Annotated in this window: 20 protein-coding genes; 6 read left to right on the forward strand and 14 right to left on the reverse strand. The window is 58.9% G+C overall.

Annotated features, from left to right (window positions below; all coding sequences use genetic code 11):
* Window positions 1-78: 78 nt before the first annotated feature.
* From KI231_RS20065 to KI231_RS20090, 6 genes are all read right to left on the reverse strand, one after another.
* Window positions 79-603, reverse strand: coding sequence for a DUF6586 family protein (locus KI231_RS20065; RefSeq protein WP_103305067.1), 525 nt, complete (start codon window positions 601-603; stop codon window positions 79-81).
* 144 nt (window positions 604-747) lie between these two features.
* Window positions 748-3,381, reverse strand: a complete 2,634-nt coding sequence (topA, locus tag KI231_RS20070; protein ID WP_213026137.1) for a type I DNA topoisomerase — start codon at window positions 3,379-3,381, stop codon at window positions 748-750.
* Between the two features lie 114 nt (window positions 3,382-3,495).
* Window positions 3,496-3,732 carry a DUF1653 domain-containing protein gene (locus KI231_RS20075; protein ID WP_007910467.1) on the reverse strand — a complete coding sequence of 79 codons (237 nt, stop codon included), beginning with the start codon at window positions 3,730-3,732 and terminating at the stop codon, window positions 3,496-3,498.
* Window positions 3,733-3,830: 98 nt separating this feature from the next.
* Entirely contained in the window at window positions 3,831-5,006 is a 1,176-nt protein-coding gene (gene fadA / locus KI231_RS20080; RefSeq protein ID WP_102356365.1) for an acetyl-CoA C-acyltransferase FadA, read from the reverse strand.
* A gap of 29 nt (window positions 5,007-5,035) precedes the next feature.
* Complete coding sequence (fadB, locus tag KI231_RS20085; protein ID WP_213026138.1) at window positions 5,036-7,183, reverse strand: fatty acid oxidation complex subunit alpha FadB; 2,148 nt, start codon at window positions 7,181-7,183, stop codon at window positions 5,036-5,038.
* 527 nt (window positions 7,184-7,710) lie between these two features.
* Window positions 7,711-8,148: a hypothetical protein gene (locus KI231_RS20090; protein WP_213026139.1), complete on the reverse strand. Its 438-nt coding sequence runs from the start codon at window positions 8,146-8,148 to the stop codon at window positions 7,711-7,713.
* Window positions 8,149-8,251: 103 nt separating this feature from the next.
* Between KI231_RS20090 and KI231_RS20095 the strand changes: the two genes are divergently transcribed.
* Window positions 8,252-8,689, forward strand: coding sequence for a universal stress protein (locus tag KI231_RS20095; protein WP_007910454.1), 438 nt, complete (start codon window positions 8,252-8,254; stop codon window positions 8,687-8,689).
* 126 nt (window positions 8,690-8,815) lie between these two features.
* Here the strand turns inward: KI231_RS20095 and KI231_RS20100 are convergent, their stop codons facing one another.
* The gene (locus KI231_RS20100) at window positions 8,816-10,738 is read right to left on the reverse strand and encodes an ATP-binding cassette domain-containing protein (protein WP_103305062.1); all 1,923 of its coding nucleotides are present in this window, start codon (window positions 10,736-10,738) and stop codon (window positions 8,816-8,818) included.
* A 214-nt stretch (window positions 10,739-10,952) separates the two neighbouring features.
* On the opposite strand from KI231_RS20100, the gene KI231_RS20105 reads away from it, so the two are divergent.
* A complete protein-coding gene (locus KI231_RS20105; RefSeq protein WP_213026140.1) occupies window positions 10,953-12,881 on the forward strand; it encodes a transglycosylase SLT domain-containing protein in 1,929 nt (642 codons plus the stop codon).
* Window positions 12,882-12,961: 80 nt separating this feature from the next.
* On the opposite strand, the gene KI231_RS20110 is transcribed toward KI231_RS20105, so the two are convergent.
* Complete coding sequence (locus tag KI231_RS20110) at window positions 12,962-13,990, reverse strand: Fic family protein (RefSeq protein WP_213026141.1); 1,029 nt, start codon at window positions 13,988-13,990, stop codon at window positions 12,962-12,964.
* A 57-nt stretch (window positions 13,991-14,047) separates the two neighbouring features.
* Window positions 14,048-15,832 carry an ABC transporter transmembrane domain-containing protein gene (locus KI231_RS20115; protein WP_213026142.1) on the reverse strand — a complete coding sequence of 595 codons (1,785 nt, stop codon included), beginning with the start codon at window positions 15,830-15,832 and terminating at the stop codon, window positions 14,048-14,050.
* A gap of 256 nt (window positions 15,833-16,088) precedes the next feature.
* Here KI231_RS20115 and KI231_RS20120 point away from each other — a divergent pair, with 256 nt between their 5' ends.
* Window positions 16,089-16,268 carry a PA1571 family protein gene (locus tag KI231_RS20120; protein WP_213026143.1) on the forward strand — a complete coding sequence of 60 codons (180 nt, stop codon included), beginning with the start codon at window positions 16,089-16,091 and terminating at the stop codon, window positions 16,266-16,268.
* A gap of 181 nt (window positions 16,269-16,449) precedes the next feature.
* On the opposite strand, the gene pdxB is transcribed toward KI231_RS20120, so the two are convergent.
* The gene (pdxB, locus tag KI231_RS20125) at window positions 16,450-17,592 is read right to left on the reverse strand and encodes a 4-phosphoerythronate dehydrogenase PdxB (protein WP_213026144.1); all 1,143 of its coding nucleotides are present in this window, start codon (window positions 17,590-17,592) and stop codon (window positions 16,450-16,452) included.
* A gap of 215 nt (window positions 17,593-17,807) precedes the next feature.
* Here pdxB and KI231_RS20130 point away from each other — a divergent pair, with 215 nt between their 5' ends.
* Entirely contained in the window at window positions 17,808-19,217 is a 1,410-nt protein-coding gene (locus tag KI231_RS20130) for an MATE family efflux transporter (protein WP_213026145.1), read from the forward strand.
* Between the two features lie 61 nt (window positions 19,218-19,278).
* On the opposite strand, the gene tusA is transcribed toward KI231_RS20130, so the two are convergent.
* Together tusA and rlmM are read right to left on the reverse strand one after the other, a co-directional pair.
* Complete coding sequence (gene tusA / locus KI231_RS20135) at window positions 19,279-19,530, reverse strand: sulfurtransferase TusA (RefSeq protein WP_103305056.1); 252 nt, start codon at window positions 19,528-19,530, stop codon at window positions 19,279-19,281.
* Between the two features lie 195 nt (window positions 19,531-19,725).
* Window positions 19,726-20,799 (reverse strand): 23S rRNA (cytidine(2498)-2'-O)-methyltransferase RlmM, encoded by a 1,074-nt coding sequence (gene rlmM, locus KI231_RS20140; protein ID WP_213026146.1) that lies wholly within the window; start codon window positions 20,797-20,799, stop codon window positions 19,726-19,728.
* A 222-nt stretch (window positions 20,800-21,021) separates the two neighbouring features.
* Between rlmM and acnA the strand changes: the two genes are divergently transcribed.
* Window positions 21,022-23,763 (forward strand): aconitate hydratase AcnA, encoded by a 2,742-nt coding sequence (acnA, locus tag KI231_RS20145; protein WP_213026147.1) that lies wholly within the window; start codon window positions 21,022-21,024, stop codon window positions 23,761-23,763.
* A gap of 404 nt (window positions 23,764-24,167) precedes the next feature.
* Here acnA and KI231_RS20150 read toward each other — a convergent pair whose 3' ends face one another.
* Both KI231_RS20150 and KI231_RS20155 read right to left on the reverse strand, forming a co-directional pair.
* Complete coding sequence (locus KI231_RS20150) at window positions 24,168-24,968, reverse strand: aminoglycoside phosphotransferase family protein (protein ID WP_103305126.1); 801 nt, start codon at window positions 24,966-24,968, stop codon at window positions 24,168-24,170.
* Window positions 24,969-24,975: 7 nt separating this feature from the next.
* A complete protein-coding gene (locus KI231_RS20155; protein ID WP_103305052.1) occupies window positions 24,976-25,464 on the reverse strand; it encodes an SRPBCC family protein in 489 nt (162 codons plus the stop codon).
* Between the two features lie 196 nt (window positions 25,465-25,660).
* Here KI231_RS20155 and KI231_RS20160 point away from each other — a divergent pair, with 196 nt between their 5' ends.
* The gene (locus KI231_RS20160) at window positions 25,661-26,581 is read left to right on the forward strand and encodes an ADP-ribosylglycohydrolase family protein (RefSeq protein ID WP_213026148.1); all 921 of its coding nucleotides are present in this window, start codon (window positions 25,661-25,663) and stop codon (window positions 26,579-26,581) included.
* Window positions 26,582-26,601 lie beyond the last annotated feature (20 nt).

A 26,601-nucleotide genomic window follows, 5' to 3' on the forward strand; every position in this document is an offset into this window, starting at 1 on the left:
ATTATATAGACATCATTCAGGCTTCGCTCGGGATCTTGACCAGCAGCATGTTTCAGATTGCCACCGTGTCAATCGCCCTCAGCACTCGTTCAAGCCTTCGCGGAAACGTATCGCCAGACCTTTCAAGTTCTGCCGCCAGCTCTCCAGTTCCTCTCGACTTAGCTCTTGCGGCGCCTCTTCTTCATCCAGATTGACTGCCTGAATCAACGGCTGCGTGACGTCGCCCTTTGGTTTGTGTGGCACCCGTGGTGGCTGAAACATTGCCGAGTGTGCAGCCAGCAGTTTTGCCAGCCAGGTTTCAGAGTTGCCCGCCAACTCAACCATTTCGGCCAGTTCGGGAATCGCAATCGACTCCAGCACTTCACGCGTCAGCAGCATTTCTGCCCGAGGTGCATTGGCCTGCGGCAGACGATAAAACCCGGCGATCTCATGGCACAGCCCAAGCAATGCACCGTACAGGTGAAACAGCGCCGATTCACGCCCGGCCTGAATCAACGCCAGAGAATTCATCGCCCGCCCCTCTTCAGCGCGAGCCAAGGCTTCGAGCGACAGGCCAGCGAAATAGATCTTCTGATTGGTACGGGTATAGAGTTCGTGAGCCATGACGGCGCTCTCCACAACGAAATAATTGCTTCACACAGGCCGGACAGTGTCATGGATCAGCCGATCCCACCGCAAGCACAAAACAAAAAGGCCGCATGAAAACCCGAAGGTTGTCATACGGCCTTTTCAGTACCTGACTAACGCTTACTCGGCCTTGGCCTTCGCACTGCGCTTGTCTTCAACCGTCCACTTGCCACCGTCGAAATACGCCTTCCAACCGGTAGGCTTGCCGTCGACTTCAGTCTGCACGTACTGCTCCTTGGTCTTGCGGCTGTAGCGGATCACTGCTGGCAAACCATCAGGATCCTTCTGCGGCGCATCGCACAAGAAGTGGTACTTCGGATCGATCTCATCCTTGTGCGGCAGAATCTCGATCACCAGTGGAGCACGGGTCTCACGGTTTTTCGGGAACTGACTGGCCGCCAGGAACAGGCCGGACGCACCGTCACGCAGGATATAGGTGTCGTTGACCTTTTCGCATTTCAGCTCAGGCATCTTCACCGGATCCATCTTCGGCGGCGCCGCATCACCACTCTTCAGCAGTTTGCGGGTGTTTTTGCACGTCGGGTTGGTGCAACCGAAGAACTTGCCGAAACGACCAGTCTTGAGCTGCATCTCGCTGCCACACTTGTCGCATTCCAGGCTCGGACCTTCGTAGCCCTTGATGCGATAGCTGCCCTCTTCGATTTCGTAGCCGGCGCAATCCGGGTTGTTACCGCAGATGTGCAGCTTGCGCTTCTCGTCGAGCAGGTAGGCGTCCATCGCCGTGCTGCAGATCGGGCAGCGATGCTTGCCACGCAGTACCAACGATTCCGACTCACCTTCGTCGTCCGCCGCGATTTCGTCGCCCGGCACCAGGTTGACCGTGGCCTTGCAGCGCTCTTTCGGCGGCAGGCTGTAGCCCGAGCAACCGAGGAAAACGCCGGTCGAAGCAGTACGGATCTGCATCGGACGACCGCAAGTGGTGCACGGAATATCGGTCATGACCGGCTGGTTGGCACGCATGCCATTTTCCGGATTTTCGGCTACTTCGAGTTTCTTTTTGAAATCGCCGTAAAACTCGTCCAGCACGTTTTTCCAGTCGCGCTCGCCCTGAGCCACGTCATCGAGGTTCTCTTCCATGCCGGCGGTGAAACCGTAGTCCATGAGGTTCGAGAAGCTCTCCGACAGACGCTCGGTAACGATGTCGCCCATCTTTTCCGAGTAGAAACGGCGGTTGTGCAGGGTCACGTAGCCGCGATCCTGGATGGTCGAAATGATCGCTGCGTAGGTCGAAGGACGACCGATGCCGCGTTTCTCCATTTCCTTGACCAGGCTGGCTTCGGAGTAACGGGCCGGCGGCTTGGTAAAGTGCTGGGACGGATCAAGCTTGATCAGCTTCATCACGTCGCCCTGCGCCATGTCTGGCAGAACGTCGTCATCGCCAGGCTTGGCAATCTGCGGCATCACGCGGGTGTAACCGTCGAACTTGAGGATACGGCCTTTGGCACGCAGCTCGAAGTCACCAGCGCCGACGCTGACCGTGGTCGACAGGTATTGCGCCGGTAGCATCTGGCACGCCAGGAACTGACGCCAGATCAGCTCGTAGAGACGCTCAGCATCACGCTCCATGCCCGTCAGCTTGCTCGGGATGGTGTTGGCGTCAGACGGACGAATCGCTTCGTGAGCCTCTTGCGCGCCTTCTTTGCTGCTGTAGACATTCGGCGTTTCCGGCAGGTACTTCTTGCCGAATTCGTCTTCGATGTAAGCACGTGCCATCGTCACGGCATCGGCCGAGAGGTTGGTCGAGTCGGTACGCATATAAGTGATGTAGCCGGCTTCGTACAGACGCTGGGCCATCATCATGGTTTTCTTCACGCCGAAGCCCAGGCGATTGCTCGCAGCCTGTTGCAAAGTGGACGTGATGAACGGCGCCGACGGCTTGCTGCTGGTCGGTTTGTCTTCGCGCTTGACGATGCTGTAGCTGGAAGCCTTGAGCTTCTCCAGCGCGGCCATGGCCTGAGCTTCGTTCAGCGGCTTGAAGGCTTCGCCCTTTTCGCGAGCGACTTCGAAACGCACGGTCGAGCCTTTGGTGGTGCCGAGATCGGCATGCACTTCCCAGTACTCTTCCGGGTTGAAAGCACGAATTTCGCGCTCACGCTCGACCACCAGCTTCACGGCAACCGATTGCACGCGACCGGCGGACAGGCCACGGGCGATCTTCGCCCACAGCAGCGGCGAAACCATGTAACCCACAACGCGATCGAGGAAACGACGCGCCTGTTGTGCGTTGACGCGATCGATATCCAGCTCGCCCGGTTCCGAGAAGGCTTCCTGAATCGCCTTCTTGGTGATTTCGTTGAACACCACGCGCTTGTAGCGGCTGTCGTCACCACCGATGGCTTCGCGCAGGTGCCAGGCAATGGCTTCCCCCTCGCGATCCAAGTCGGTTGCGAGATAGATGGTGTCAGCATCTTTGGCGAGCCGGCGCAGCTCTTCGATGACCTTCTCTTTGCCCGGGAGGATCTCGTACTGGGCTTTCCACCCATGATCGGGATCGACACCCATACGCGAGACGAGCTGCTTGCGCGCTTTCTCTTTCGGCGAGAGCACCGGACCTTCGCCCGCAGCAGCCTTGCCGCGCTTGGCGGCTGGCTCTTTGCTGGCGCTAGCCGAACCGCTGGTGGGCAGGTCTCGGATATGGCCGATACTCGACTTCACCACGTATTGGTTACCCAGATACTTGTTGATGGTCTTGGCCTTAGCCGGGGATTCCACAATGACCAGCGATTTGCCCATGGATCAGAAAATTCCTGAATTCTAGAAGTGAAAGGCGGTTGGCGCCTGACGCGGCACCGCTATATATAGTTGATACAAGGTGAGGTCAAGCACAGGGTTCTGTGCGAACTCGCCTTATGCCTTGGAAAAAAGGCTCGGTTCGGCTTGCACCAAAGCAAAGCGTGGCACCTGCTCGCCGTCAACCTCGACCGACTCGAGAAACATGCTCAAGGGGCGAACCCAAAAGCCGTAATCGCCATACAGGGCTTGGTAGAACACCACTTCTTCTTCGGTTTCGGAATGCCGCGCAACACTGAATACGCGGTACTGCGGACCTTTGTAATGTTGGTAGAGCCCAGGTTGTATCGGCACGCTTCGGCCCTCACTCAAATTTTTTCAAAATAAAAACAAAATAAATCCACAAAAACAAAAACCGGGGCACTTGGCCCCGGCTTCCATCGACGAGACGCTTAAACGCGTTCGAAGACGGTGGAGATGCCTTGGCCGAGACCAATGCACATAGTGGCCACCCCGAAGGTGCCGCTATTCTGCTTCATCACGTTCAGCAAGGTGCCGGAAATACGGGCACCGGAGCAACCGAACGGGTGACCCAGGGCGATCGCGCCGCCGTGCAGGTTAACCTTCTCGTTCATCTTGTCGAGCACTTTCAGATCTTTCAGCACTGGCAGAGCCTGTGCAGCGAAAGCTTCGTTGAGCTCGAAGAAGTCGATATCGTTGATGCCAAGGCCCGCACGCTTCAGGGCTTTTTGTGTTGCCGGAACTGGACCATAGCCCATGATCGCCGGATCCACACCCGCCACTGCCATCGAACGGATAACTGCCATCGGCTGGATACCCAGATCCTGCGCACGCTGCGCCGACATCACGATCATGCACGAAGCACCATCGGTGATCTGCGACGAAGTACCGGCAGTCACGGTGCCGCCCTTTGGATTGAAGGCAGGCTTGAGGGCCGCCAGACTTTCCAGGGTGGTTTCCGGACGAATGGTTTCGTCGTAGTCGAACAGTTTCAGGAAACCGTTCTCGTCGTAGCCCTGCATCGGGATGATTTCGTCTTTGAACTTGCCTTCCACAGTTGCCTTGTGGGCCAGCTGGTGGGAACGCACGCCGAAAGCGTCCTGTTGTTCGCGAGTGATGCCGTGCATTTTGCCGAGCATTTCAGCGGTCAGGCCCATCATGCCCGAAGCTTTCGCCGCGTATAGCGACATGTGCGGGTTCGGATCGACACCGTGCATCATGCTCACGTGGCCCATATGCTCGACGCCGCCAACCACGAATACGTCACCGTTGCCAGTCATGATCGCTTGCGCAGCGGTGTGCAGCGCGCTCATCGACGAGCCACACAGACGGCTGACGGTCTGGCCAGCCGAAGTGTGCGGAATCTGGGTCATCAGCGACGCCATGCGCGCGATGTTCCAGCCCTGCTCCAGGGTCTGGTTGACGCAGCCCCAGATCACGTCTTCGACTTCAGCAGGATCGACCTTGCTGTTGCGTTCCAGCAATTTGCTGATCAGGTGCGCCGACATGTCTTCGGCGCGGGTGTTGCGGTGCATGCCGCCCTTGGAGCGGCCCATCGGAGTACGACCGAAGTCGACAATCACGACGTCTCTAGGATTCAAGCTCATAAGTTCACTCTCACTCTAGTTGGGGGCGCTTAACCGAAGAAGCTCTGGCCGTTTTTGGCCATTTCGCGCAGCTTCGCGGTCGGGTGGTACAGCGCGCCCAAATCAGCGTACTGGTCAGCCAGGGCAACGAACTCGGCAACACCAATCGAATCGATGTAGCGCAGCGCACCGCCACGGAATGGAGGGAAACCGATGCCGTAGACCAGACCCATGTCGGCTTCGGCGGCAGTTTCAACGATGCCGTCTTCCAGGCAACGCACGGTTTCCAGGCACAGCGGGATCATCATCCAGTTGATGATGTCTTCGTCAGTGACTTCACGCTGCTCGTAAACGATCGGCTTGAGCACTTCCAGCACCGACGGATCGGCGACCTTCTTCTGCTTGCCTTTCTTGTCGGCCTCGTAGGCATAGAAGCCCTTGCCGTTCTTCTGACCCAGGCGCTTGGCTTCGTAAAGCACGTCGATGGCCGAGCGACGGTCATCCTTCATGCGATCCGGGAAGCCTTCAGCCATCACGTCACGACCGTGGTGACCGGTGTCGATGCCGACTACGTCCATCAGGTAGGCCGGGCCCATTGGCCAGCCGAATTTTTCCATGACTTTGTCGATACGGACGAAGTCGACACCGGCGCTGACCAGTTTGGCGAAACCGCCGAAGTACGGGAACAGCACGCGGTTGACCAGGAAGCCCGGGCAGTCATTGACGACGATCGGGTTCTTGCCCATTTTCTTGGCGTAAGCAACAGTGGTGGCGACGGCCAGCTCGCTGGACTTCTCGCCACGGATCACTTCCACCAGCGGCATCATGTGCACCGGGTTGAAGAAGTGCATGCCTACGAAGTTTTCCGGACGCTTGAGGGCCTTGGCCAGCAAGCTGATGGAAATGGTCGAGGTGTTGGACGCGAGGATGGTGTCCTCTTTGACCTGGGCTTCGACTTCAGCCAGTACGGCTTGCTTGACCTTCGGGTTCTCGACCACAGCTTCGACAACCAGATCAACGTGACCGAAGTCGCCGTAGGACAGGGTCGGACGAATGCCGTTGAGCACTTCAGCCATTTTCGCAGCGGTCATGCGACCTTTATCAACGCGGCCAACCAGCAGCTTGGCGGCTTCGGCCAGACCCTGCTCGATACCGTGCTCGTTGATGTCCTTCATCAGGATCGGCGTGCCTTTGGAGGCCGACTGGTAGGCGATACCGCCACCCATAATGCCAGCACCAAGCACAGCGGCCTGATTCACGTCTTTGGCGATTTCGTCGTAGGCCTTGGCCTTTTTCTTCAGCTCCTGATCATTCAGGAACAGGCCGATCAAGCTCTGCGCGGCAGAGGTCTTGGCCAACTTGACGAAACCTGCAGCTTCGATTTCCAGCGCCTTGTCACGACCGAAGTTCGCGGCTTTCTGGATGGTCTTGATTGCTTCAACCGGCGCCGGGTAATTCGGGCCAGCTTGACCGGCGACGAAACCTTTGGCGGTTTCGAAAGCCATCATCTGTTCAATGGCGTTCAGCTTGAGTTTTTCAAGTTTCGGCTGACGCTTGGCCTTGAAGTCGAACTCGCCGGAGATAGCGCGTTTGATCAGTTCCAGGGCAGCTTCCTGCAGCTTCTCAGGAGCAACCACGGCGTCGACGGCGCTGACTTTCAGGGCGTCTTCAGGGCGGTTTTCCTTGCCGGCTGCAATCCATTCGATGGCGTTGTCGACACCGATCAGACGCGGCAGACGCACGGTGCCGCCGAAGCCTGGGTAGATGCCCAGTTTGACTTCCGGCAGACCGATCTTGGCCTTGGTGGACATAACCCGATAGTCAGCCGCCAGGCACATTTCCAGACCGCCGCCCAGTGCGATGCCATTAATGGCCACTACGGTTGGGACGTTGAGGTCTTCGAAATCACTGAAGATCTTGTTGGCTTCGAGATTGCCAGCAACCAGCTCGGCATCCGGCAGCTTGAAGTTGTCGACAAATTCGGTGATGTCGGCGCCGACGATGAACACGTCCTTGCCACTGCTGACGATCACGCCCTTGATCGAAGCATCTGCCTTGATGGTGTCTACGGCCTGACGCAGTTCGTTCAGGGTTAGACGGTTGAACTTGTTGACGGACTCACCCTTGAGGTCGAATTTCAATTCGACGATGCCACTTTCAAGAGCTTTAACCGTGATGGCTTTACCTTCGTAAATCATCAACTGATCTCCACGATATGGAAGCTGAACAGTACACGTCGGACGCAGGCGAATGGCTTGGCAGGACGCTTTTTCGTCGATGCTGACGCCAATCCACCCGGCACACCCGCCAACGCGATAGTCGGGATTCTGTAGGAGCGGTCTGTAAGACAAACGCTCAATTCATACGCCCGTTTGATTTGGGTACGTCACCTTCACGGAATTTCCGACAATTGTCAATCGCCCAAAATACGGGTTGAAATGCGACTTTGCGGTCATTTCCGTACCACGAAGACCAGCAACACGCGTCTGCATGTGAAGCCATTCATAGAATCAATAGTTAGAAAATTCGCCCTAATTCGCAACGAGCCCTGTTTAAAAGGCTACGCTGGCTGGGACTACAGAGAAAGTGCGCTTGCCGCTCGACGCGACCGGCATCAAAAAAGTTTCCGGCCTGCCTGGCCAACCCAGCCCGATGAATCATGTCGGGCTTTTTATTGCTCGTCTGCCGGACGCTTCACACCATTGCAGTGCGAAAAGTCCGCGCGTCATGCCAGCGCTTTCAGTGTGGCGTCGATATCCTGCAGAACCGTTGCTTCGCCCTTCTCGCCCCAATATAAGGCGATCATCTGTTTATCCGCCTCGACCTTGTAGACATTGTCCGGCAATTTTTCGAAATGATTGAGCAGTGCCCGATCCTCGCAGACCTCCTGCCACTGATTGACCCAGACACCCGGCGATTTTTGCCAGTAAGTCCAGCACGCCGGCTGATTGCCACGCCGCGGGCGATGGTACTGCGCGCAGGGGCTTGGCGGCTCTTGCGAGAGCCAATGCGGCCACTCCTGAGGCGCCAGCTGCATGGCCAGCCCGATGCGCCGCGCCTCCATACGCAGGGCGATGCGCCCGCTCTGCGCGCGCGATGGACGCAACCACGCCAGCGGACTCAATACCACCAGCAGGATTGACACCACTATCCAGACCGTCATATCTGTACTCCCGAATCTTGATGAGCCCATTGCGTCACTTTGGAACCAATGCGCTTGAAACCAGCCATACTTAACAATATTGAACCCTCACGAGGAGCACCTCATGCCCTACCACCACATCCTGGTCGCCGTAGACCTGACTGAAGAGTGCGACCCTGTCATCCACCGCGCCCGAGAGCTGTCGGTGAGCAACGGCGCCAAGCTGTCGCTGGTGCATATCGTCGAGCCGATGGCCATGGCGTTCGGTGGCGACGTGCCAATGGACCTGTCACAACTGCAACAGCAACAGTTCGATCAGGCCAAAGAGCGGCTTGAGCGCTTGAAACTCAAGTACTCCGAACTCGAAGGCGCCAACTGCCACTTGACCTACGGCCAGCCACGCCAGGAAATCCATCATTTCGCCAAGGAACAGGCGTGCGATCTGATCGTGGTCGGCAGCCATGGTCGTCACGGTCTGGCATTGCTCCTCGGCTCGACCGCCAACGATGTACTACACGGCGCACCTTGCGATGTGCTGGCGGTGCACCTCGTCAAACGCTGAGATACATAACCTGTGGGAGCGATCAGCCCGCCCCAACAATGGATCCGCATCGACCTGTAGCTCGCATCGCATATGAAAAGCCCGGCGTTCATCACTGAACGCCGGGCTTTTTCACATCAGAGACAATCAGGCATCCAGCTCGGCCCATCGCTCCACCAACGCATCCAGCTCAGCCTGCAACTGCTCCAGCGAAGCAATCACCTTGGCCGTTTCAGCCGCCGGACGCTGGTAGAAACCGGCTTCAGCCATCTCAGCCTCAACAGCAGCGATCTGCTGTTCCTTGGCGTCGATATCGCCCGGCAACGCTTCCAGCTCGCGTTGCAGCTTGTAGCTCAACTTCTTCTTGGCAGCCGGGGCAGCGGCGGCAGGCGCTGCGACCACAGCAGGCTCAGCAGTGACCACCGCCGAATTCAAGTCAGCCTTGCCCGACTTGCTTTCGGTCACGCCCAACAGGCGCGGCGAGCCGCCCTGACGGATCCAGTCCTGATAGCCACCGACGTATTCACGCACCTTGCCTTCGCCTTCAAAAACCAGGGTGCTGGTCACGACGTTGTCGAGGAATGCCCGGTCGTGGCTGACCATCAGCACGGTGCCGTTGAAGGTCAGCAGCACTTCTTCGAGCAACTCGAGGGTTTCCACGTCGAGGTCGTTGGTCGGTTCGTCGAGGACCAGCAGGTTCGCCGGTTTGCTGAACAGTTTGGCCAGCAACAGACGCGCACGCTCACCACCCGACAGCGCCTTGACCGGCGTGCGGGCACGCTGCGGGCTGAACAGGAAGTCGCCAAGGTAGCTCAGTACGTGACGGCTCTGGCCGTCGATATCGATGAAGTCGCGACCTTCGGCAACGTTATCGATAACGGTTTTTTCCAGATCCAGTTGATGGCGCAACTGGTCGAAGTAAGCCACGTCGATCCGCGTACCCTCCTCCACTGTGCCGCTGGTCGGTTGCAGACCGCTGAGCATCAGCTTCAACAGAGTGGTCTTGCCGGTACCGTTGGCGCCGAGCAAACCGATACGGTCGCCGCGCGTCAGGACCATCGAGAAATCCTTGATCAGGAACGGGCCGCCCGGGTGAGCGAAACTCACGTTCTCGAGCACCATCACCTGCTTGCCGGATTTGTCGGCAGTGTCCAGCTGAATGTTGGCCTTGCCGGTGCGCTCACGACGCTCGCTGCGCTCAACACGCAGGGCTTTCAGGGCACGGACGCGGCCTTCGTTACGGGTGCGACGGGCCTTGATGCCCTGGCGAATCCAGACTTCTTCCTGAGCCAGTTTCTTGTCGAACAACGCGTTCGCGGTTTCTTCGGCCGCCAGCGCAGCCTCTTTGTGCACGAGGAAACTGGCGTAGTCGCCGTTCCAGTCGATCAGACCGCCGCGATCCAGTTCAAGGATGCGCGTGGCAAGATTTTGCAGGAAGGAACGGTCGTGCGTGATGAACAGCACGGCGCCCTGGAAATCTTTCAGCGCTTCTTCAAGCCAGGCAATCGCACCGATGTCCAAGTGGTTGGTCGGTTCGTCGAGCAGCAGCAGATCCGGCTCGGACACCAGCGCCTGCGCCAGCAGCACGCGACGACGCCAGCCGCCGGACAACTGGGCGAGGGTCTTGTCGGCCGGCAGTTGCAGGCGGCTCAGGGTACTTTCGACCAGGGTCTGCAAGCGCCAGCCATCACGGGCTTCGAGGTCTTGCTGAACGTGCATCAGCTTGTTGAGGTCTTCTTCAGTGACGCAGTTCTGCGCAAGGTGATGGTACTCGGCGAGCAACGCGCCCACACCATCGAGGCCTTCGGCAACCACGTCGAACACAGTCCGATCGTCGGCCACTGGCAATTCTTGCGGCAATTCGCCGATTTTCAGACCGGGGGCACGCCACACCGAGCCGTCATCGGGCTTCTGGTCGCCCTTGACCAGTTTCATCATGCTGGACTTGCCAGTGCCGTTGCGGCCGATGATGCACACCCGCTCACCACGGGCGATCTGCCAGGACACCTTGTCCAACAACGGCATCGCGCCGAATGCAAGGGACACATCGCTGAATTTGAGCAGGGTCATGAGCTTCTCCAAAAACCGGGCGCGCATTCTACCTGACTTAGGGCTTCAGCAGGCCGGCAATTTGTCTGTCGAAGCACTCTGCACAACATTTGTTGCGAACTTGTGCTGTGAGGCCCGCAAAGCTTTCGCCGCTTGCTGGCAAAAGGCTAAGCTACAGACAATTCAGTGCTGATTCAGGTCGGCACTTGTCATGATTTCTCTGCCCGGATGTCTCATGCGCAGTCGCCTTCTCAGTGTTTTGTCCTGTTTGCTACTTACCGCCACTGCCGTTCAATCCGCCCAGGCGGTGGATCTGTCGACCCAACGCCAGTATTACGATGAAGCCAAACGCGCGCTGGCCAAGGGCGATACCGGGCCGTATTTCCGCTACAGCCAGGCCTTGGCCGATTATCCGCTGGAACCATACCTCGCTTACGACGAACTGACCGCGCGCCTGAAAACCGCGAGCAACGCCGAAATCGAGAAATTCCTCGCCGAGCACGGCGACCTGCCCCAGGCCAACTGGATGAAGCTGCGCTGGTTGCGCTGGCTCGCCGACCGTGGCGACTGGGCCACCTTCGTCAAATATTACGACCCGAAACTCAACTTCACTGAACTCGACTGCCTCAATGCGCAGTACCAGATTAGTAGCGGCCACAAGGCCGAAGGCTATGCCAATGCCGACAAACTGTGGCTGACCGGCAAATCGCAACCGGCGGCCTGCGACGCGCTGTTCGGCATCTGGGCCGCCGATGGCCAGCTCACCGAACAGAAACGCTGGGAACGCACCAAGCTCGCCGCCCAGGCACGCAACTATCCACTGGCCAACAGTCTGGTCAACGGCCTGACCACCCTCGCCCCGCGCGGTCGTTTGCTGGTGGATGTGGCGCAAAAACCGGAGTTGCTCAATCAACCTTCGCGCTTCACCCCGGCCGATGAGCCGATGTCCGATGTGGTCAGCCTCGGCTTGCGCCGACTGGCACGTCAGGATCCGGACAAGGCCATGGCGTTGCTCGACGGTTACGCCAGCAGCATGCATTTCTCCCGCGATGAAAAAGTCGCGATTGCCCGGGAAATCGGTCTGACCCTCGCTCGGCGTTTCGACAGCCGCGCGCTGGACGTGATGACCAAATACGATCCGGAGTTGCGCGACAACACCGTCTCGGAATGGCGTTTGCGCCTATTGCTGCGCCTCGCTCGCTGGGACGACGCATACGAACTGACCAAGCGTCTTCCGCAAGACCTGGCCACCACCAACCGCTGGCGCTACTGGCAGGCGCGTAGCCTTGAACTGGCCCAACCGCAGAACCCGCAAGCACAAACCCTGTACAAAAATCTGGCGCGGGAACGGGACTTCTACGGTTTCCTCGCCGCTGACCGCTCGCAGTCGCCCTACTCGCTCAACAACAAGCCATTGGTGCTGAGCCAGGCGCTAATCAACAAAGTGCGCAACACGCCGGGCGTGCGCCGTGCGCTGGAATTCCATGCCCGCGGGCAGATCGTCGACGGTCGCCGCGAGTGGTATCACGTCAGCCGCCACTTCAATCGCGACGAAATGGTCGCCCAGGCCAAACTCGCCTACGACCTGAAATGGTATTTCCCGGCGATCCGCACGATCAGTCAGGCGCAATACTGGGACGATCTGGATATCCGCTTCCCGATGGCCCACCGCGAAACCCTCGTGCGTGAAGCCAAGGTACGTGGGCTGCATTCGAGCTGGGTGTTCGCGATCACCCGTCAGGAAAGTGCGTTTATGGACGACGCTCGCTCCGGCGTCGGCGCCAGTGGCCTGATGCAGCTGATGCCCGGCACCGCCAAGGAAACCGCGCGCAAGTTCAGCATCCCGCTGGCCTCGCCACAGCAGGTGCTCGATCCCGACAAGAACATCCAGCTCGGCGCCGCTTACCTGAGCCAGGTCCATAGCCAGTTCAACGGCAACCGCGTCCTCGCTTCCGCCGCCTATAACGCCGGGCCCGGTCGCGTACGCCAATGGCTGCGCGGCGCTGATCACTTGAGTTTCGACGTCTGGGTGGAAAGCATTCCCTTCGACGAAACCCGTCAGTACGTGCAGAACGTACTGTCTTATTCGGTGATCTACGGCCAGAAGCTCAATTCACCACAGCCACTGGTGGATTGGCACGAGCGGTATTTTGATGATCAGTAATCCAGCGCTTAGTGCCAGATAACGAAAGATGCCCGTATCGCGAGATACGGGCATTTTTTATTGAGCTATCGGCTGCGGACTTAACACTTCAACTTTTTAACCATCATTTTGCCAAGTTGAGTAAGCCGATATTTCTGGGTTGGATTCTTGGGCGATTGAGGATCTGTCATTTCGATCATTCCAGCGGTTAAGGCCGGCTTGAGATAGTTGGATCTGAACGTAGCCTTGTGAGCCAGGCTCATCTCTGCCATCACATCACTGATCCTCAAAGAACGAGGTCCCAGAGTTAACAATAATCTTGCTACTAGGTCGGTTACTGGGTCGGTTACTGGGTCGCTTGCTGACTCATTAGCGATGGCTTCTCGCAACGAAACATTTAGCGCATGTAACATGTACTCGACGAAAGGCGTTGACTCTCCCTGCCGGTCAGAAGCAGACAAGGCAGAGTAATAGGCATCCTGCTCCTCTCGAATCACCGCTTCGACCGGCAAATACGCCAGGACCGGGCGCCATTGGCTCAATATCAATGTTTGCCACAGCCGTCCCATTCGACCGTTTCCATCAGCAAACGGATGGATGAACTCAAATTCATAGTGGAATACGCAGCTGATGATCAGCGGATGCCATTCAGAGCGCACAAGCCATGCCAGTAAGTCATCCATCAGCGGTGATATGCGGCTCGGAGGCGGCGCCATATGAACCAGTTGTTCTCCGCGATAAATCCCCACACCCGCTCGACGAAAGTGCCCGCACTCATCAATCAGCCCATGCATCAACATCTCATGCGCTTGAAGCAGGTCAGCCCTGCTGTCAGGCTGCCATTGCGGCATGGTTTCATACGCTGTAAACGCATTGCGCACTTCTTGAATTTCCTTGGGCAAACCTAAAACCCGTTGCCCGGCGAGCACTGCGGTTACCTGCTCGACACTCAATGTATTGTTTTCGATTGCCAAAGAGGCCTGAATCGTACGAATACGATTGCCTCGACGCAGATGAGGCGTCTGCCGACTATCGCCCCCAGCCGAAAGCTGACCGATTTGCTCGCTGATTTCGGCGATCAACGCAATCATTCGTGTGGTTAGGGTCAACGGCGGTTGGTAACGGCTCATGTCCTCATCCAGGCATTCCAAACAGGCCGCCATAATGCCCGATGCGAGCAGTGTCCATCAGACTTGATCAACCGTTACTTTTCCATCGTTGAACTGCAATGACGCCAGCCGCGCATACAGCGGATTGCTGACGATGAGTTCCTGATGGGTGCCAATGGCCACAAGTTTGCCCTGGTCCATCACCGCAATCCGGTCAGCGTTTTTCACCGTGGCCAGTCGATGCGCGATCACCAGCGTGGTGCGGTTCTCCATCAGGCTTGGCAGAGCTTCCTGGATCAGATGCTCGCTTTGCGCATCGAGGGCGCTGGTGGCTTCATCCAGCAGCAGGATCGGCGCGTCGACCAGCAACGCACGGGCAATCGCCAAACGTTGCCGCTGGCCGCCGGAAAGGCCGAGACCACCATCGCCGAGATGGGTCTGGTAACCGTTGGGCATTTTCTCGATGAAGTCGTGGGCATGGGCAATTCTTGCCGCTTGCTTGACCTGGTCCAGCGTTGCCCCCGGGTTGCCGTAACGAATGTTCTCTTCAACGCTGCCAAAAAACAGTGCTGGCGACTGTGATACCAAGGCGAAGTGGCGGCGCAGGTCCAACGGGTCGAGACGGGTCAGCGGTACGCCATCGATGAGGATCCGTCCTTCCAGCGGGTCATAAAAGCGCAGCAGCAAGTCATACACCGTGGACTTGCCAGCACCGGACGGCCCCACCAGCGCCAGCGTCTCTCCGGCGCGGATAGTCAGATTCAAGCCGTTGACGGCGTAGCTTTCAGGACGCGAGGGGTAGGAAAAACGCACATCCTGCATTTGCAGCTCACCGCGCACCCGCGCCGGCAAGGTCACAAGGCCCGTGGTTGGCGACTGGATAATGTTCTCCGAACGCAGCAATTCAGCGATGCGCTCGGCAGCGCCGGCAGCGCGTTGCAGTTCGCCGATCACTTCACTCAAAGTACCGATCGCACTGCCCACGATCAGGCTGTAAAAGACAAACGCCGCCAGTTCGCCCCCGGTGATTCGCCCGGCGATCACGTCCATGCCACCGACCCACAACATCACCGCCACCGCGCCCAGCACCAGCACGATCACCATGGTGATCATCCATGAGCGCTGGAAAATGCGTTTGCGCGCGGTGTCGAAAGCGTCCTCCACCGTCGCCGAAAAGCGCTGTTCGTCCTGCACCTGATGGTTGTAGGCCTGCACGGTTTTGATCTGGCCGAGAGTTTCGGAAACGTAGCTGCCGATATCGGCAACCCGGTCCTGACTCAACCGCGACAGGTTTCGTACACGCCGACCGAAAATCAGAATCGGCGCCACCACGAACGGCAAGGCAATCACCACGATGCTGGTGAGTTTTGCGTTGGTCACGAACAGCAGGATGACGCCACCGATGACCATGAGCAGATTACGCAGGAACATCGACAGCGACGAACCGATCACCGATTGCAGCAACGTCGTGTCGGCGGTCAGCCGCGACTGGATCTCCGAACTGCGGTTGTTCTCATAGAAGCCTGGGTGCAGATAAACCAGATGGTTGAACACCTCGCGGCGAATATCGGCCACGACGCGTTCGCCAATCCAGGACACCCAGTAAAACCGCGCAAACGTACCGACGGCCAGACCCAGCACCATCAACATGAAAATGCCGATGCTCTGATTGAGCTGGTGCGGAGACTGGGTCATGAAGCCCCGATCGACCAGCAGTTTGATCCCCTCCCCCATCGACAACGTGACGGCGGCGGTGACGATCAGCGCCAGCAGCGCACCGATGACTTGCCAGCGGTAAGGGGCCAGAAATCGACTGGTCAGACGCAGCGCGCGACGGTGCCTTGAAGAAAGCTTCGGGGTCATTCAGGTACGCATCCATGGTGATGAAAGGGCTAGCGTAAACCTTCTTTGGGGTGGAACTCTGTAAATCACAATGAGTCAGGTTAAATATGCCCCCAAAGACTAGGCCATAGTTGCTATTGGTCTAACGTCGCAGTTGAGACGAACGGTCATTTCTGTTTGAGTGGAGATGCCGCCGCCGACAGACCGCAGGGAGTTGTCACAGCCCGGTCACGTGGGGGTTTTAACCTAGGCGCACAACCTGATGAGGAGACAGGCCATGTCCTTGCAACACCGCAGCGAAGACAAGATTGAAGTGATCCGCACCAAGCCCGGCCAAACTCTGGGTTGCTCGATTATCGATAAGGACGGGCGTGAAGTACCGATCACTGAAGACATGATCCAGGACGCTTGCCGCGACCTGGAGAAGCGATTGGTCAAGCCTGCCGAACAAAAGTGATATAGCCACCGTCTTCCTGACCCGGCCCCTTTGGCCGGGTTTTTTCTGTCTGTAAATCCGGGATTGTGGTGAAGCTATCGCTGGCAAGCCAGCTCCCACAGGATTTTCGTCGTACTTAAAATCTGCGCACTCCGCGAAACCTGTGGGAGCTGGCTTGCCAGCGATAAAGCCACCTCGGTTTTTAAACAGCAACCGCACCCAGCGCCGCCACTATCTGGCGCAATTCTGACGACTCCCCTTCAATCCGCACCTTCAGCCCTTCAATCTCGCGCCGCACCGGATACTGCTTGCGCAACACATCGAACGCCGCACGCTGCTCGCCGACATTGCCTACAAGGCTGCGACGGAAATCCGCGTCATCCCGGCGGGGGTCGTACACGCCACGGCACAACATCGCCAGCGCCCAGGCCGGATCGCTGTCGGCATGCAAGGTGACTTCCGACAGCCACGGTGCTGGCAAAAGATCGCTGAGCTGGATGCTCGCGGGCTGGCCGGTGAATTCGCAATACGCCTGATAGATCTGCGCCGTCCCGCGCTGTTTACCGTCAAGGCTGTAGCCGGCAATGTGTGGCGTGGCCAGTACGCAGAGTTCGGCCAGTTCGACATCGACTTCGGGCTCGGCTTCCCAAACATCGAGAACGGCTTGCAAGTCTTCACGATGCAGCAGCACTTTGCGCAGTGCGGCGTTATCCACCACAGGACCGCGCGCCGCGTTGATCAGCCAGGCACCGGGCTTGAGCTGTTGCAAACGTTGCTGATCGAACAGATGCCAGGTCGCGCCTGCGCCGCTTCTGGTCAGCGGCGTGTGCAGACTGATCACATCGCATTGCTCAATGATCTGCTCGAGGCTGACGTAATCGCCCCCCTCGGTGGCCTGGCGCGGTGGATCGCAGACTTTGACGTTCCAGCCCAACCCCTTGAGGACCTTGATCAGTCGCCCACCCACCTCACCGGCGCCGACGACTCCGTAAGTCCGCTGAGTCAGATCGACACCTTCGATTTCGGCGAGCGTCATCAGACTGCCCAGTACGTAATCGACCACGCCACGGGCATTGCAGCCGGGCGCGCTTGACCAGTTAATGCCAGCCTCGGCGAAGTACTCAAGATCCAGATGATCAGTACCGATGGTGCAGGTGCCGACAAAGCGAACCTTGCTGCCTTCCAGCAACGCGCGGTTGACGTTGGTCACCGAACGCACCAGCAACACGTCGGCCTGCTCCACCGTCGCACGGTTTATGGAACGGCCCGGAACCCGGCGGATCTCACCGAAACCGGCAAAAAAGGCATCGAGCAGCGGGATATTTTCGTCAGCAACAATCAGCATGGCGGGCTCCTTGGGCGGATCGGCAGTTTAGGTGCAGATCGGTCGCCGAGCCAGCGGGCTTTGATTGCAAGCGCAAGAACAGCACTGCCCCTGTGGCGAGGGAGCAATCGCCTTCCAGTAGATTACAAATCCGCAACAGAGGATTTTTCCTGACCAAAGCGTCAGCGGCGTAGAATGCGGCGCCTTGCGCATCAACCTCTGTGGACGCTTTGCCTGTGAATTCTGTAACTGACCAACCTGTCGCCGTCTCCCTGACCCGCCCCGCGCGGATTCGTCTGGAGTTCAAGAACCTGCTCGCCCTGGCCTTGCCGATCATCATCGCTCAACTGGCGACCACGGCCATGGGCTTCGTCGATGCGGTGATGGCCGGGCGCGTCGGGCCAAAAGATCTGGCGGCCGTGGCTCTGGGCAACTCGATCTGGGTGCCGGTTTTTCTGCTGATGACCGGCACCCTGTTGGCAACCACGCCGAAAGTCGCCCAGCGCTTTGGCGCTGGCACCCACAGCGAGATCGGCCCGATTGTCCGTCAAGCGTTGTGGCTGGCGCTGGTGGTCGGCCTGATTGCCACGGCGATGCTGGTCGCCGCCGAGCCGGTGCTGCACCTGATGAAGGTTGATCCAGAGCTGATCGACCCGTGCATGCAATACCTGCATGGCATCGCCAGCGGCCTGCCGGCGGTAGCGTTCTATCACGTCCTGCGCTGCACCAGTGACGGCATCGGTCGTACCCGCCCGGCAATGGTATTGGGCCTGTGCGGTCTGGCGCTGAACATACCGCTGAACTACGTCTTCATTTATGGCCACTTCGGTGTGCCGGCCATGGGCGGCGTCGGCTGCGGCTGGGCCACAGCCATCGTGATGTGGGTGATGGCGCTGGGTCTGGCCGGTTATGAGCGCTGGGCACCGGCCTACCGTTCGAGCGAAATTTTCAGCCGTTTCGACTGGCCGCAATGGGCGGTGATCAAGCGTCTGCTGGCCATCGGCCTGCCAATCGGCATCGCCGTGTTTGCCGAGTCGAGCATTTTTGCCGTGATCGCCCTGCTGATCGGCAGCCTCGGCGCCACCGTCGTGGCTGGGCACCAGATTGCGCTGAACGTCAGTTCGCTGGTGTTCATGATTCCGTACTCGTTAGGCATGGCCGTGACTGTGCGCGTCGGTCAGGCACTGGGCCGTGAGGAACCGCGTGAAGCGCGTTTTGCCGCTGGCGTCGGCATGGGCACCGCGCTGGCCTACGCCTGCCTGTCGGCGAGCATGATGTTGCTGCTGCGCGAACCGATTGCGGCCATCTACACCGCTGACCCGACGGTGATTCACATCGCGGCGATGCTGATTGTGTATTCGGCGCTGTTCCAGTTTTCCGATGCGATTCAGGTCACCGCGGCTGGCGCCCTGCGCGGTTATCAGGACACCCGCGTGACGATGATCCTGACCCTGTTCGCCTACTGGGGCATTGGCTTGCCGGTGGGTTATGCCCTCGGGCTGACCGACTGGCTCGGCGAGCCTCGGGGCCCGAGCGGTTTGTGGCAGGGTTTGATTGTCGGCTTGAGCTGCGCGGCGCTGATGCTGTCGATCCGCCTGACGCGCAGCGCGCGCAAGCGCATTCGGATCAGTCGTTCGATGGGCTGAATACTCATAAAAGGCACCCATAAAAAAAGACCTGCACATGCAGGTCTTTTTTTGCCCGGACTCAATCGGACTTCTTGCGAATCCAGTACAGATAAGTCCCGGCCTCTTCGTGCTGGCCGACCAGTTCATGGTCGAGAAACACGCAGAACTTGGGAATGTCGCGACGGGTCGAGGGATCGGTGGCGATCACCTTGAGCAGGCCGCCGGGCACCAGGTCACGGATGTGCTGGTGCAACATCATCACCGGCTCGGGGCAGTTGAGGCCGGTGGCGTCGAGGGTGCCGTCGACCGGCGTATCAATCATTTCACTCATGATTCACTCCTGAAACTGGCCGGCATTGTCGCGCATTGCCGGGTTTGTGGCGAGGGAGCTTGCTCCCGCTCGGCGGCGTAGCCGTCGCAAAATCTGTTGGCCCGGTGTGCCTGAAGGAGCAACGGCGCCGAATTCGGGGCCGCTTCGCAGCCCAGCGGGAGCAAGCTCCCTCGCCACAAAAGCAGTTCACTTCAATCAGCGGGATTTGGCTTTCTTGGTGTCGTGACGGCGCAGGTGGCAGGTCACTTCCTCGCGATCGTGATACAGCTGTTTGCAGCCGATATCGACCTTGATCCCACGAGCCTTGAAACCATCGGCGATGCGCTCGAGCAAGCGCTTCACCTCGGCATAACGCTGCTTCATCGGCAGTTTCAGGTTGACCACCGCCTCGCGGCAATGCCCTTCGCCGATCCACTCTTCGAGCATCGCGGCGTTACGCGCCGGTTTCTCGACGATGTCGCAGACCATCCAGTCCACCGGTTGCTTGGGCTTGAAGGTGAAACCGTCAGCCATCAAGTGCTGCACGAGCCCGGTGTCCATCAGGCTTTCAGCCATCGGGCCGTTGTCGATGGCGGTTACCAGCATGCCGCGGTTAACCAGTTGCCAGGTCCAGCCGCCCGGCGCTGCACCGAGATCAACCCCGGTCATGTCGCTGTGCAGGCGATCTTCCCACTGATCACGCGGAATAAAGTGGTGCCAGGCCTCTTCCAGCTTCAGCGTCGAACGGCTCGGCGCTTCACGGGGAAACTTCAGGCGCGGAATGCCCATCGGCCACATCGCCGAGTTACCGGCATCGGCCATGCCGAGAAACACTTCACGACCACTTTTGAAGGTCAGCAACAGACGCGGCTTGCTAGCGTCATCCACCAGTTTTCCGGCAGCGGTCAGGGCCTTGCGCAGTGGGCCTTCGAATTTCTTGCAGAAGTTCGACAGTTCCTTGCCGTCATTGGTGTCGACGACTTCCAGCCACAGGCTGCCGCACACAGGGAAATCGGCCATGTTTGCGAGGATCACGCTGATGCGATCGTTCTCTGGCAAATCGATGAAGACGCCACGCGCCCATTGGCGCGGAAAGATCAGTTCGGCGAAACGCTGACCGCGCATCAGGCGCTCGGCACCGTCTTCTTCGGTGCAGACAAACTCGGCGTACGCCGAAGCGGCTTTGGCCTTGGCGTAACCGGACACGTTGAGTTGCGCGGCGAGGTCGGAAATCTCCGAACAGACTTCGCCTTCGAAGCCTGGCCGGCAATGCATGAATAGGGTGTTCATTCTTACTCCTGGGCAGCGGGCGATCATTCGGCCACTGCGCGATGCTCAAGCGTTGCGTTGCAGCAATGCCTGTCACGAAAACCGGCGCATGATAGCCGATGTCGGAACCTTGGTTCCGCTCATAGAGTCCAGTTATTAGCCAGCTACCTAAAACAGGGCTAGGTTTAAAGCTCTATTCGTCCCCTCAATCCGTAGCCGTGCGGATTCAAAGGAGTGATCGTAATGCCGTCCCTCGATAGTCTGAAGACCCTTAAAACTCTACAAATCGACGACAAGACCTACCACTATTTCAGCTTGCCTGATGCCGCCAAGACCCTTGGCAATATCGACAAGCTGCCGATGTCGCTGAAAGTCCTGCTGGAAAACCTGCTGCGCTGGGAAGATGAAAAAACCGTTACCGGCGCCGACCTCAAGGCCATCGCCGCGTGGCTCAAGGAGCGCCGCTCTGACCGGGAAATCCAGTACCGCCCTGCCCGAGTATTGATGCAGGACTTTACCGGCGTACCGGCCGTAGTCGACCTCGCCGCGATGCGCGCCGCGATGGCCAAGGCCGGCGGCGATCCGCAGCGAATCAATCCGTTGTCGCCTGTCGACCTGGTGATCGACCACTCGGTGATGGTCGACAAATTCGCCACCGCCAGCGCCTTCGAACAGAACGTTGACATCGAAATGCAGCGTAACGGCGAGCGTTACGCCTTTCTGCGCTGGGGCCAAAGTGCTTTCGATAACTTCAGCGTGGTGCCACCGGGCACCGGTATCTGCCACCAGGTCAACCTCGAATACCTCGGCCGCACGGTGTGGACCAAGGATGAAGACGGCCGTACCTACGCCTTCCCCGACACGCTGGTCGGCACCGACTCCCACACCACCATGATCAACGGTCTTGGCGTCCTCGGCTGGGGTGTCGGCGGCATCGAAGCGGAAGCGGCGATGCTCGGACAACCGGTGTCGATGCTGATTCCGGAAGTGATCGGCTTCAAACTCACCGGCAAGCTCAAAGAAGGCATCACTGCCACTGACCTGGTGCTGACCGTCACGCAGATGCTGCGCAAGAAAGGTGTGGTCGGCAAGTTCGTCGAGTTTTATGGCGACGGCCTCGCCGAACTGCCGCTGGCTGACCGCGCAACCATCGCCAACATGGCCCCGGAATACGGCGCGACGTGCGGCTTCTTCCCGGTCGATGAGGTAACGCTGGATTACCTGCGCCTTTCCGGGCGCCCGGCGCAAGTGGTGAAACTGGTCGAGGCCTACACCAAGGCTCAAGGGCTCTGGCGTCTTCCGGGCCAGGAACCGGTGTTCACCGACAGCCTGGCGCTGGACATGGGCAGCGTCGAAGCCAGTCTGGCCGGGCCGAAACGCCCGCAGGATCGGGTTTCACTGCCTAATGTCGCGCAAGCCTTCAGCGACTTCCTCGATTTGCAATTCAAACCCACCAGCAAAGAAGAAGGTCGCCTGGAAAGCGAAGGGGGCGGCGGCGTGGCGGTGGGCAACGCCGATCTGATCGGCGAAACCGAATACGAATACGAGGGCCACACCTATCGCCTGAAAAACGGCGCCGTGGTCATTGCCGCGATCACCTCTTGCACCAATACGTCCAACCCGAGCGTGATGATGGCCGCCGGGCTCCTGGCGAAAAAAGCCGTGGAGAAAGGCCTGACGCGCAAACCGTGGGTCAAGAGTTCACTGGCGCCGGGCTCGAAAGTGGTCACCGATTACTACAAGGCGGCGGGGCTGACGCAATACCTCGACCAGCTCGGGTTTTCGCTGGTCGGGTATGGCTGCACCACTTGCATCGGCAACTCCGGGCCACTGCCTGAGCCGATCGAGAAAGCCATCCAGAAAGCCGACCTTGCCGTCGCCTCGGTGCTGTCTGGCAACCGCAACTTCGAAGGTCGGGTGCATCCGCTGGTGAAAACCAACTGGCTGGCCTCGCCACCACTGGTGGTGGCCTATGCGCTGGCCGGCACTGTTCGTACCGATATCAGCAGCGAACCGCTGGGTAACGATCAACAGGGCAACCCGGTTTATCTGCGTGACATCTGGCCAAGCAGCCAGGAAATCGCCGACGCGGTGAGTCAGGTCAGCACGGCGATGTTTCACAAGGAATACGCCGAAGTGTTTGCCGGTGATGAACAGTGGCAGGCCATCGAGGTGCCGCAAGCGGCGACTTACGTGTGGCAGGACGATTCGACTTACATCCAGCATCCGCCGTTCTTCGATGACATAGGCGGCCCGCTGCCTGAGATCAAGGATGTGAAGGGCGCGCGCGTGCTGGCCTTGCTCGGCGACTCGGTGACCACCGACCACATTTCCCCTGCCGGCAATATCAAGGCTGACAGCCCGGCCGGACGTTACCTGCGCGACAAAGGCGTGGAGCCGCGAGACTTCAACTCCTACGGCTCGCGTCGCGGCAACCACGAAGTGATGATGCGCGGCACCTTTGCCAACATTCGAATCCGTAACGAGATGCTCGGCGGTGAAGAAGGTGGCAATACGATCTACATTCCGAGCGGCGAGAAATTGCCGATCTACGACGCGGCCATGCGCTACCAGGCTTCGGGCACACCGTTGGTGGTGATTGCCGGGCAGGAATATGGCACAGGTTCCAGTCGTGACTGGGCGGCCAAAGGCACTAACCTGCTGGGCGTCAAAGCGGTGATCGCCGAGAGCTTCGAGCGCATTCACCGTTCCAACCTGGTGGGCATGGGTGTGTTGCCGTTGCAGTTCAAGCTCGATCAGAACCGCAAGAGCCTGAATCTGACCGGCAAGGAAACCTTCGAAATTCAGGGCCTGACCGGTGTCGAACTGACGCCGAGGATGAACCTGCCTCTGGTGATCACCCGTGAGGATGGGCGTCAGGAGAAAATCGAAGTGCTGTGCCGCATCGACACCCTGAATGAGGTGGAATACTTCAAGTCGGGCGGGATTCTGCATTATGTGTTGCGTCAGCTGATCGCCTCCTAGCGCTTGGATCCCCTGTGGCGAGGGGATTTATCCCCGATGGGCTGCGCAGCAGCCCTGAAAATCGACACCGCGTTCTTGCTGAAAGAGCGCGGTATTAGAAAGTGGGCCGCTTCGCGCCCTAGCGGGAGCAAGCTCCCTCGCCACAGGTAGTTCGCCCGATAGTCGATAGTACTTTTCGACAGGCGAAAAAAAACCCGCCGAAGCGGGTTTTTCCCAAGACCATTATCGACTCCCTGTCGGCAGCGATCCTTGCAATGGTCGATCATCCGTGATCCTGAAGCACTCCCTGTGCTTCAGTTGATGGGTGTAGATTACGCGCTGGATCCAATCGGCAATAGTCGACATAGCTACCATCGCGTGTAAGACATTCGCCATAGCGCCCCTTCCGAAAACCCTTAGCCATGTCAGGCGTTGAGCATGGACGCCGCGATTTTCGCGACTTTCAGCTGTCCTGAGGCCTGTTCCTGCAGGTCATCCTCCAGAAACCATGCGGCAGACAACCCGGCAAACGCCAGCACCCATTGCAGCAGGCGACGACGATCCAGGCTAGCAGCCGCAACAATAACCTCTACCTGCCGGAGAAATCGCTCGGGGTCGCCCGCCGTCGGCAGGTCCGGGTTGCAGATCAGATTGGCGTAGTCAAAACCGCGTTCGCCCCTTACTCGCTTCGGATCAATCGCCAACCAGCCGCGCGGGCCGAAATCGAGGACGTTGTCGTGGTGCATGTCACCGTGCAGCACCACCACTTCCTGCGGATCAGCGAGCAAGGCTTCGGCGGTTTGCAGGCTCAGGGCATAGGGCCCGCCATGTAGTGCGGCAGCCATTCGCAGCGAAACGAACCACGGCCCCAGCTCTACCAGCGGCGGGGGCAACGTGGCGCGCGGGGCATGCAGTCGCGCCAGCGCGGTGCACAGAATGCGGCTGGCCTCATCATCCTGGCCATTGAGCGCCATGTGCATCAGCGAACGCTGCCCCATGGCCCGCTCCATCAGCAAGCCATCCTCATGGTGCGCCAACACCCGAGCCGCGCCCTCGCCGTTCCACCAGACCATCAGCCGATTGCCATACTTTTCCTCGGCGTCGTCGGCCAGTTTCAGCATCGCCGGGGTGTCACCCAGACGCACCGGCAACAGCCGGCTGCCGGGCGTGATGATCGGTGGCCCGTCCGGCACCAGTGACCAGCGCTTGAGCCAGGGTTCGAACATTGCGCTGTCAGCCACCCTGACGCTCGCGAGCCTTGGCGCTTTCGACGAGGAACTGTTCGAGCCGGCTCAACTGTTCTTCCCAGCCACGGCTGTCCATGTAATACGCCTCTTTCTGGCGGATATCGGGAATGTGCGCGAAGCCTGATTCGGACACTTTCAGCAGCGTGCCACTCTCGAAGTCTTCCAGTTCGAACCTGACCAGGGTGGTCGGCTCCTGGGAATAATCGATCTTCGGGTTGACCGCATACGGATGCCAACGGAACGAGAACAACTGCTGCGGCTCGACCCGTTCGATCAGCACATTCCATAACACATGTTCATAACCCGGATACGTGACCTGCCCTTGCGTCCATTCGCCGGCAATAAAACGCCTGCCCTCCAGCGCCACACCAAACCACTGACCAAATGCCTCGGCATCGACCAATGCACGCCAGACATGTGAACGCGGCACCTTGAGCGTGATTTTGCGTTCGAAACTATTGGGTACTGGTTTCATACGTCACCTCCTGTTCTGAACACTAGGCCTGTATGACCACATGTCCAACCTGAAGTTGTATCAAAGCGGTGCAGCAGGTCATCGCGAGGAAACATCCGGCGGCATCTTGCTTGGGTCAATTGTGCGAATTCGAGGGCAGACCTGCGGATGAAACTGTTACCTTTTCCCGCGATACAGAACCAGACAAGGATGAATCATGCAGCCATCACTCCCCGAGCGTTATCGCGGCGCCCTGCTTGGCCTGGCCTGCGGCGACGCGGTCGGCACCACGGTCGAATTCCAGCCGCGAGGCTCATTTCAGCCGTTATCGGACATGGTCGGAGGTGGCCCATTCCACTTGAAGCCCGGGCAATGGACGGACGACACTTCGATGGCGCTGTGTCTGGCGGAAAGTCTGCTGAACAAGAACGGCTTCGATGCTGCCGACCAGATGGGGCGCTACCTCAACTGGTGGAAATGGGGGTATCTGAGCTCCACCGGCGAATGCTTCGATATCGGCATGACCGTCAGTCACGCGCTGTCGCACTACCAGCAAACCGGCGAGCCCTTTGCCGGCTCGATCGACCCGTACACCGCTGGCAACGGCTCGCTCATGCGATTGGTGCCGGTGGTGCTGTTTTACTTTCCTGATCCCCAACTGATTCAGCGTTTTGCCGCTGACAGCTCACGGACGACCCACGCCGCCCCTGAAGCCATCGAGTGCTGCCAACTTTTCGCCGAGCTGATCGGCAAGGCACTGCAGGGCGCCTCCAAGACAGAATTGCGCCATTCATCCGTGTCGGCGTTCACTCAACCGAAAGTCGCGGCGATTGCCCGTGGTGATTACCTCAGCAAATCAATCAGTGAGATCCGCGGCAGCGGCTATAGCGTGCAATCGCTGGAAGCGGCGTTGTGGTGCTTTCATCACACCGGAAACTTTGCTGAGGCCATCCTGCAAGCGGCGAATCTGGGTGAGGACGCCGACACCACCGCTGCGATCGTTGGCCAATTGGCCGGTGCTCATTACGGCGTGCGTGCCATTCCTGCCCACTGGCTGGAGAAGTTGCATGAGGGCGAAGAAATCACTGCGACCGCAGATCGTCTGCTGGAAGCCTCGCGATTACGAGCGCCGGAATAGCCGCGCTTAATCGCTACACT

Source organism: Pseudomonas sp. Seg1, from assembly GCF_018326005.1.
Lineage (GTDB): Bacteria > Pseudomonadota > Gammaproteobacteria > Pseudomonadales > Pseudomonadaceae > Aquipseudomonas.

What these genes read in the sequence shown, in the direction of transcription:
- KI231_RS20065 (WP_103305067.1), bottom strand. Translation starts at nt 603, where the DNA reads ATGGCTCACGAACTCTATACCCGTACCAATCAGAAGATCTATTTCGCT.
- topA (WP_213026137.1), bottom strand. Translation starts at nt 3,381, where the DNA reads ATGGGCAAATCGCTGGTCATTGTGGAATCCCCGGCTAAGGCCAAGACC.
- fadA (WP_102356365.1), bottom strand. Translation starts at nt 5,006, where the DNA reads ATGAGCTTGAATCCTAGAGACGTCGTGATTGTCGACTTCGGTCGTACT.
- fadB (WP_213026138.1), bottom strand. Translation starts at nt 7,183, where the DNA reads ATGATTTACGAAGGTAAAGCCATCACGGTTAAAGCTCTTGAAAGTGGC.
- KI231_RS20090 (WP_213026139.1), bottom strand. Translation starts at nt 8,148, where the DNA reads ATGACGGTCTGGATAGTGGTGTCAATCCTGCTGGTGGTATTGAGTCCG.
- KI231_RS20095 (WP_007910454.1), top strand. Translation starts at nt 8,252, where the DNA reads ATGCCCTACCACCACATCCTGGTCGCCGTAGACCTGACTGAAGAGTGC.
- KI231_RS20100 (WP_103305062.1), bottom strand. Translation starts at nt 10,738, where the DNA reads ATGACCCTGCTCAAATTCAGCGATGTGTCCCTTGCATTCGGCGCGATG.
- KI231_RS20105 (WP_213026140.1), top strand. Translation starts at nt 10,953, where the DNA reads ATGCGCAGTCGCCTTCTCAGTGTTTTGTCCTGTTTGCTACTTACCGCC.
- KI231_RS20110 (WP_213026141.1), bottom strand. Translation starts at nt 13,990, where the DNA reads ATGAGCCGTTACCAACCGCCGTTGACCCTAACCACACGAATGATTGCG.
- KI231_RS20115 (WP_213026142.1), bottom strand. Translation starts at nt 15,832, where the DNA reads ATGACCCCGAAGCTTTCTTCAAGGCACCGTCGCGCGCTGCGTCTGACC.
- KI231_RS20120 (WP_213026143.1), top strand. Translation starts at nt 16,089, where the DNA reads ATGTCCTTGCAACACCGCAGCGAAGACAAGATTGAAGTGATCCGCACC.
- pdxB (WP_213026144.1), bottom strand. Translation starts at nt 17,592, where the DNA reads ATGCTGATTGTTGCTGACGAAAATATCCCGCTGCTCGATGCCTTTTTT.
- tusA (WP_103305056.1), bottom strand. Translation starts at nt 19,530, where the DNA reads ATGAGTGAAATGATTGATACGCCGGTCGACGGCACCCTCGACGCCACC.
- rlmM (WP_213026146.1), bottom strand. Translation starts at nt 20,799, where the DNA reads ATGAACACCCTATTCATGCATTGCCGGCCAGGCTTCGAAGGCGAAGTC.
- acnA (WP_213026147.1), top strand. Translation starts at nt 21,022, where the DNA reads ATGCCGTCCCTCGATAGTCTGAAGACCCTTAAAACTCTACAAATCGAC.
- KI231_RS20150 (WP_103305126.1), bottom strand. Translation starts at nt 24,968, where the DNA reads ATGTTCGAACCCTGGCTCAAGCGCTGGTCACTGGTGCCGGACGGGCCA.
- KI231_RS20155 (WP_103305052.1), bottom strand. Translation starts at nt 25,464, where the DNA reads ATGAAACCAGTACCCAATAGTTTCGAACGCAAAATCACGCTCAAGGTG.
- KI231_RS20160 (WP_213026148.1), top strand. Translation starts at nt 25,661, where the DNA reads ATGCAGCCATCACTCCCCGAGCGTTATCGCGGCGCCCTGCTTGGCCTG.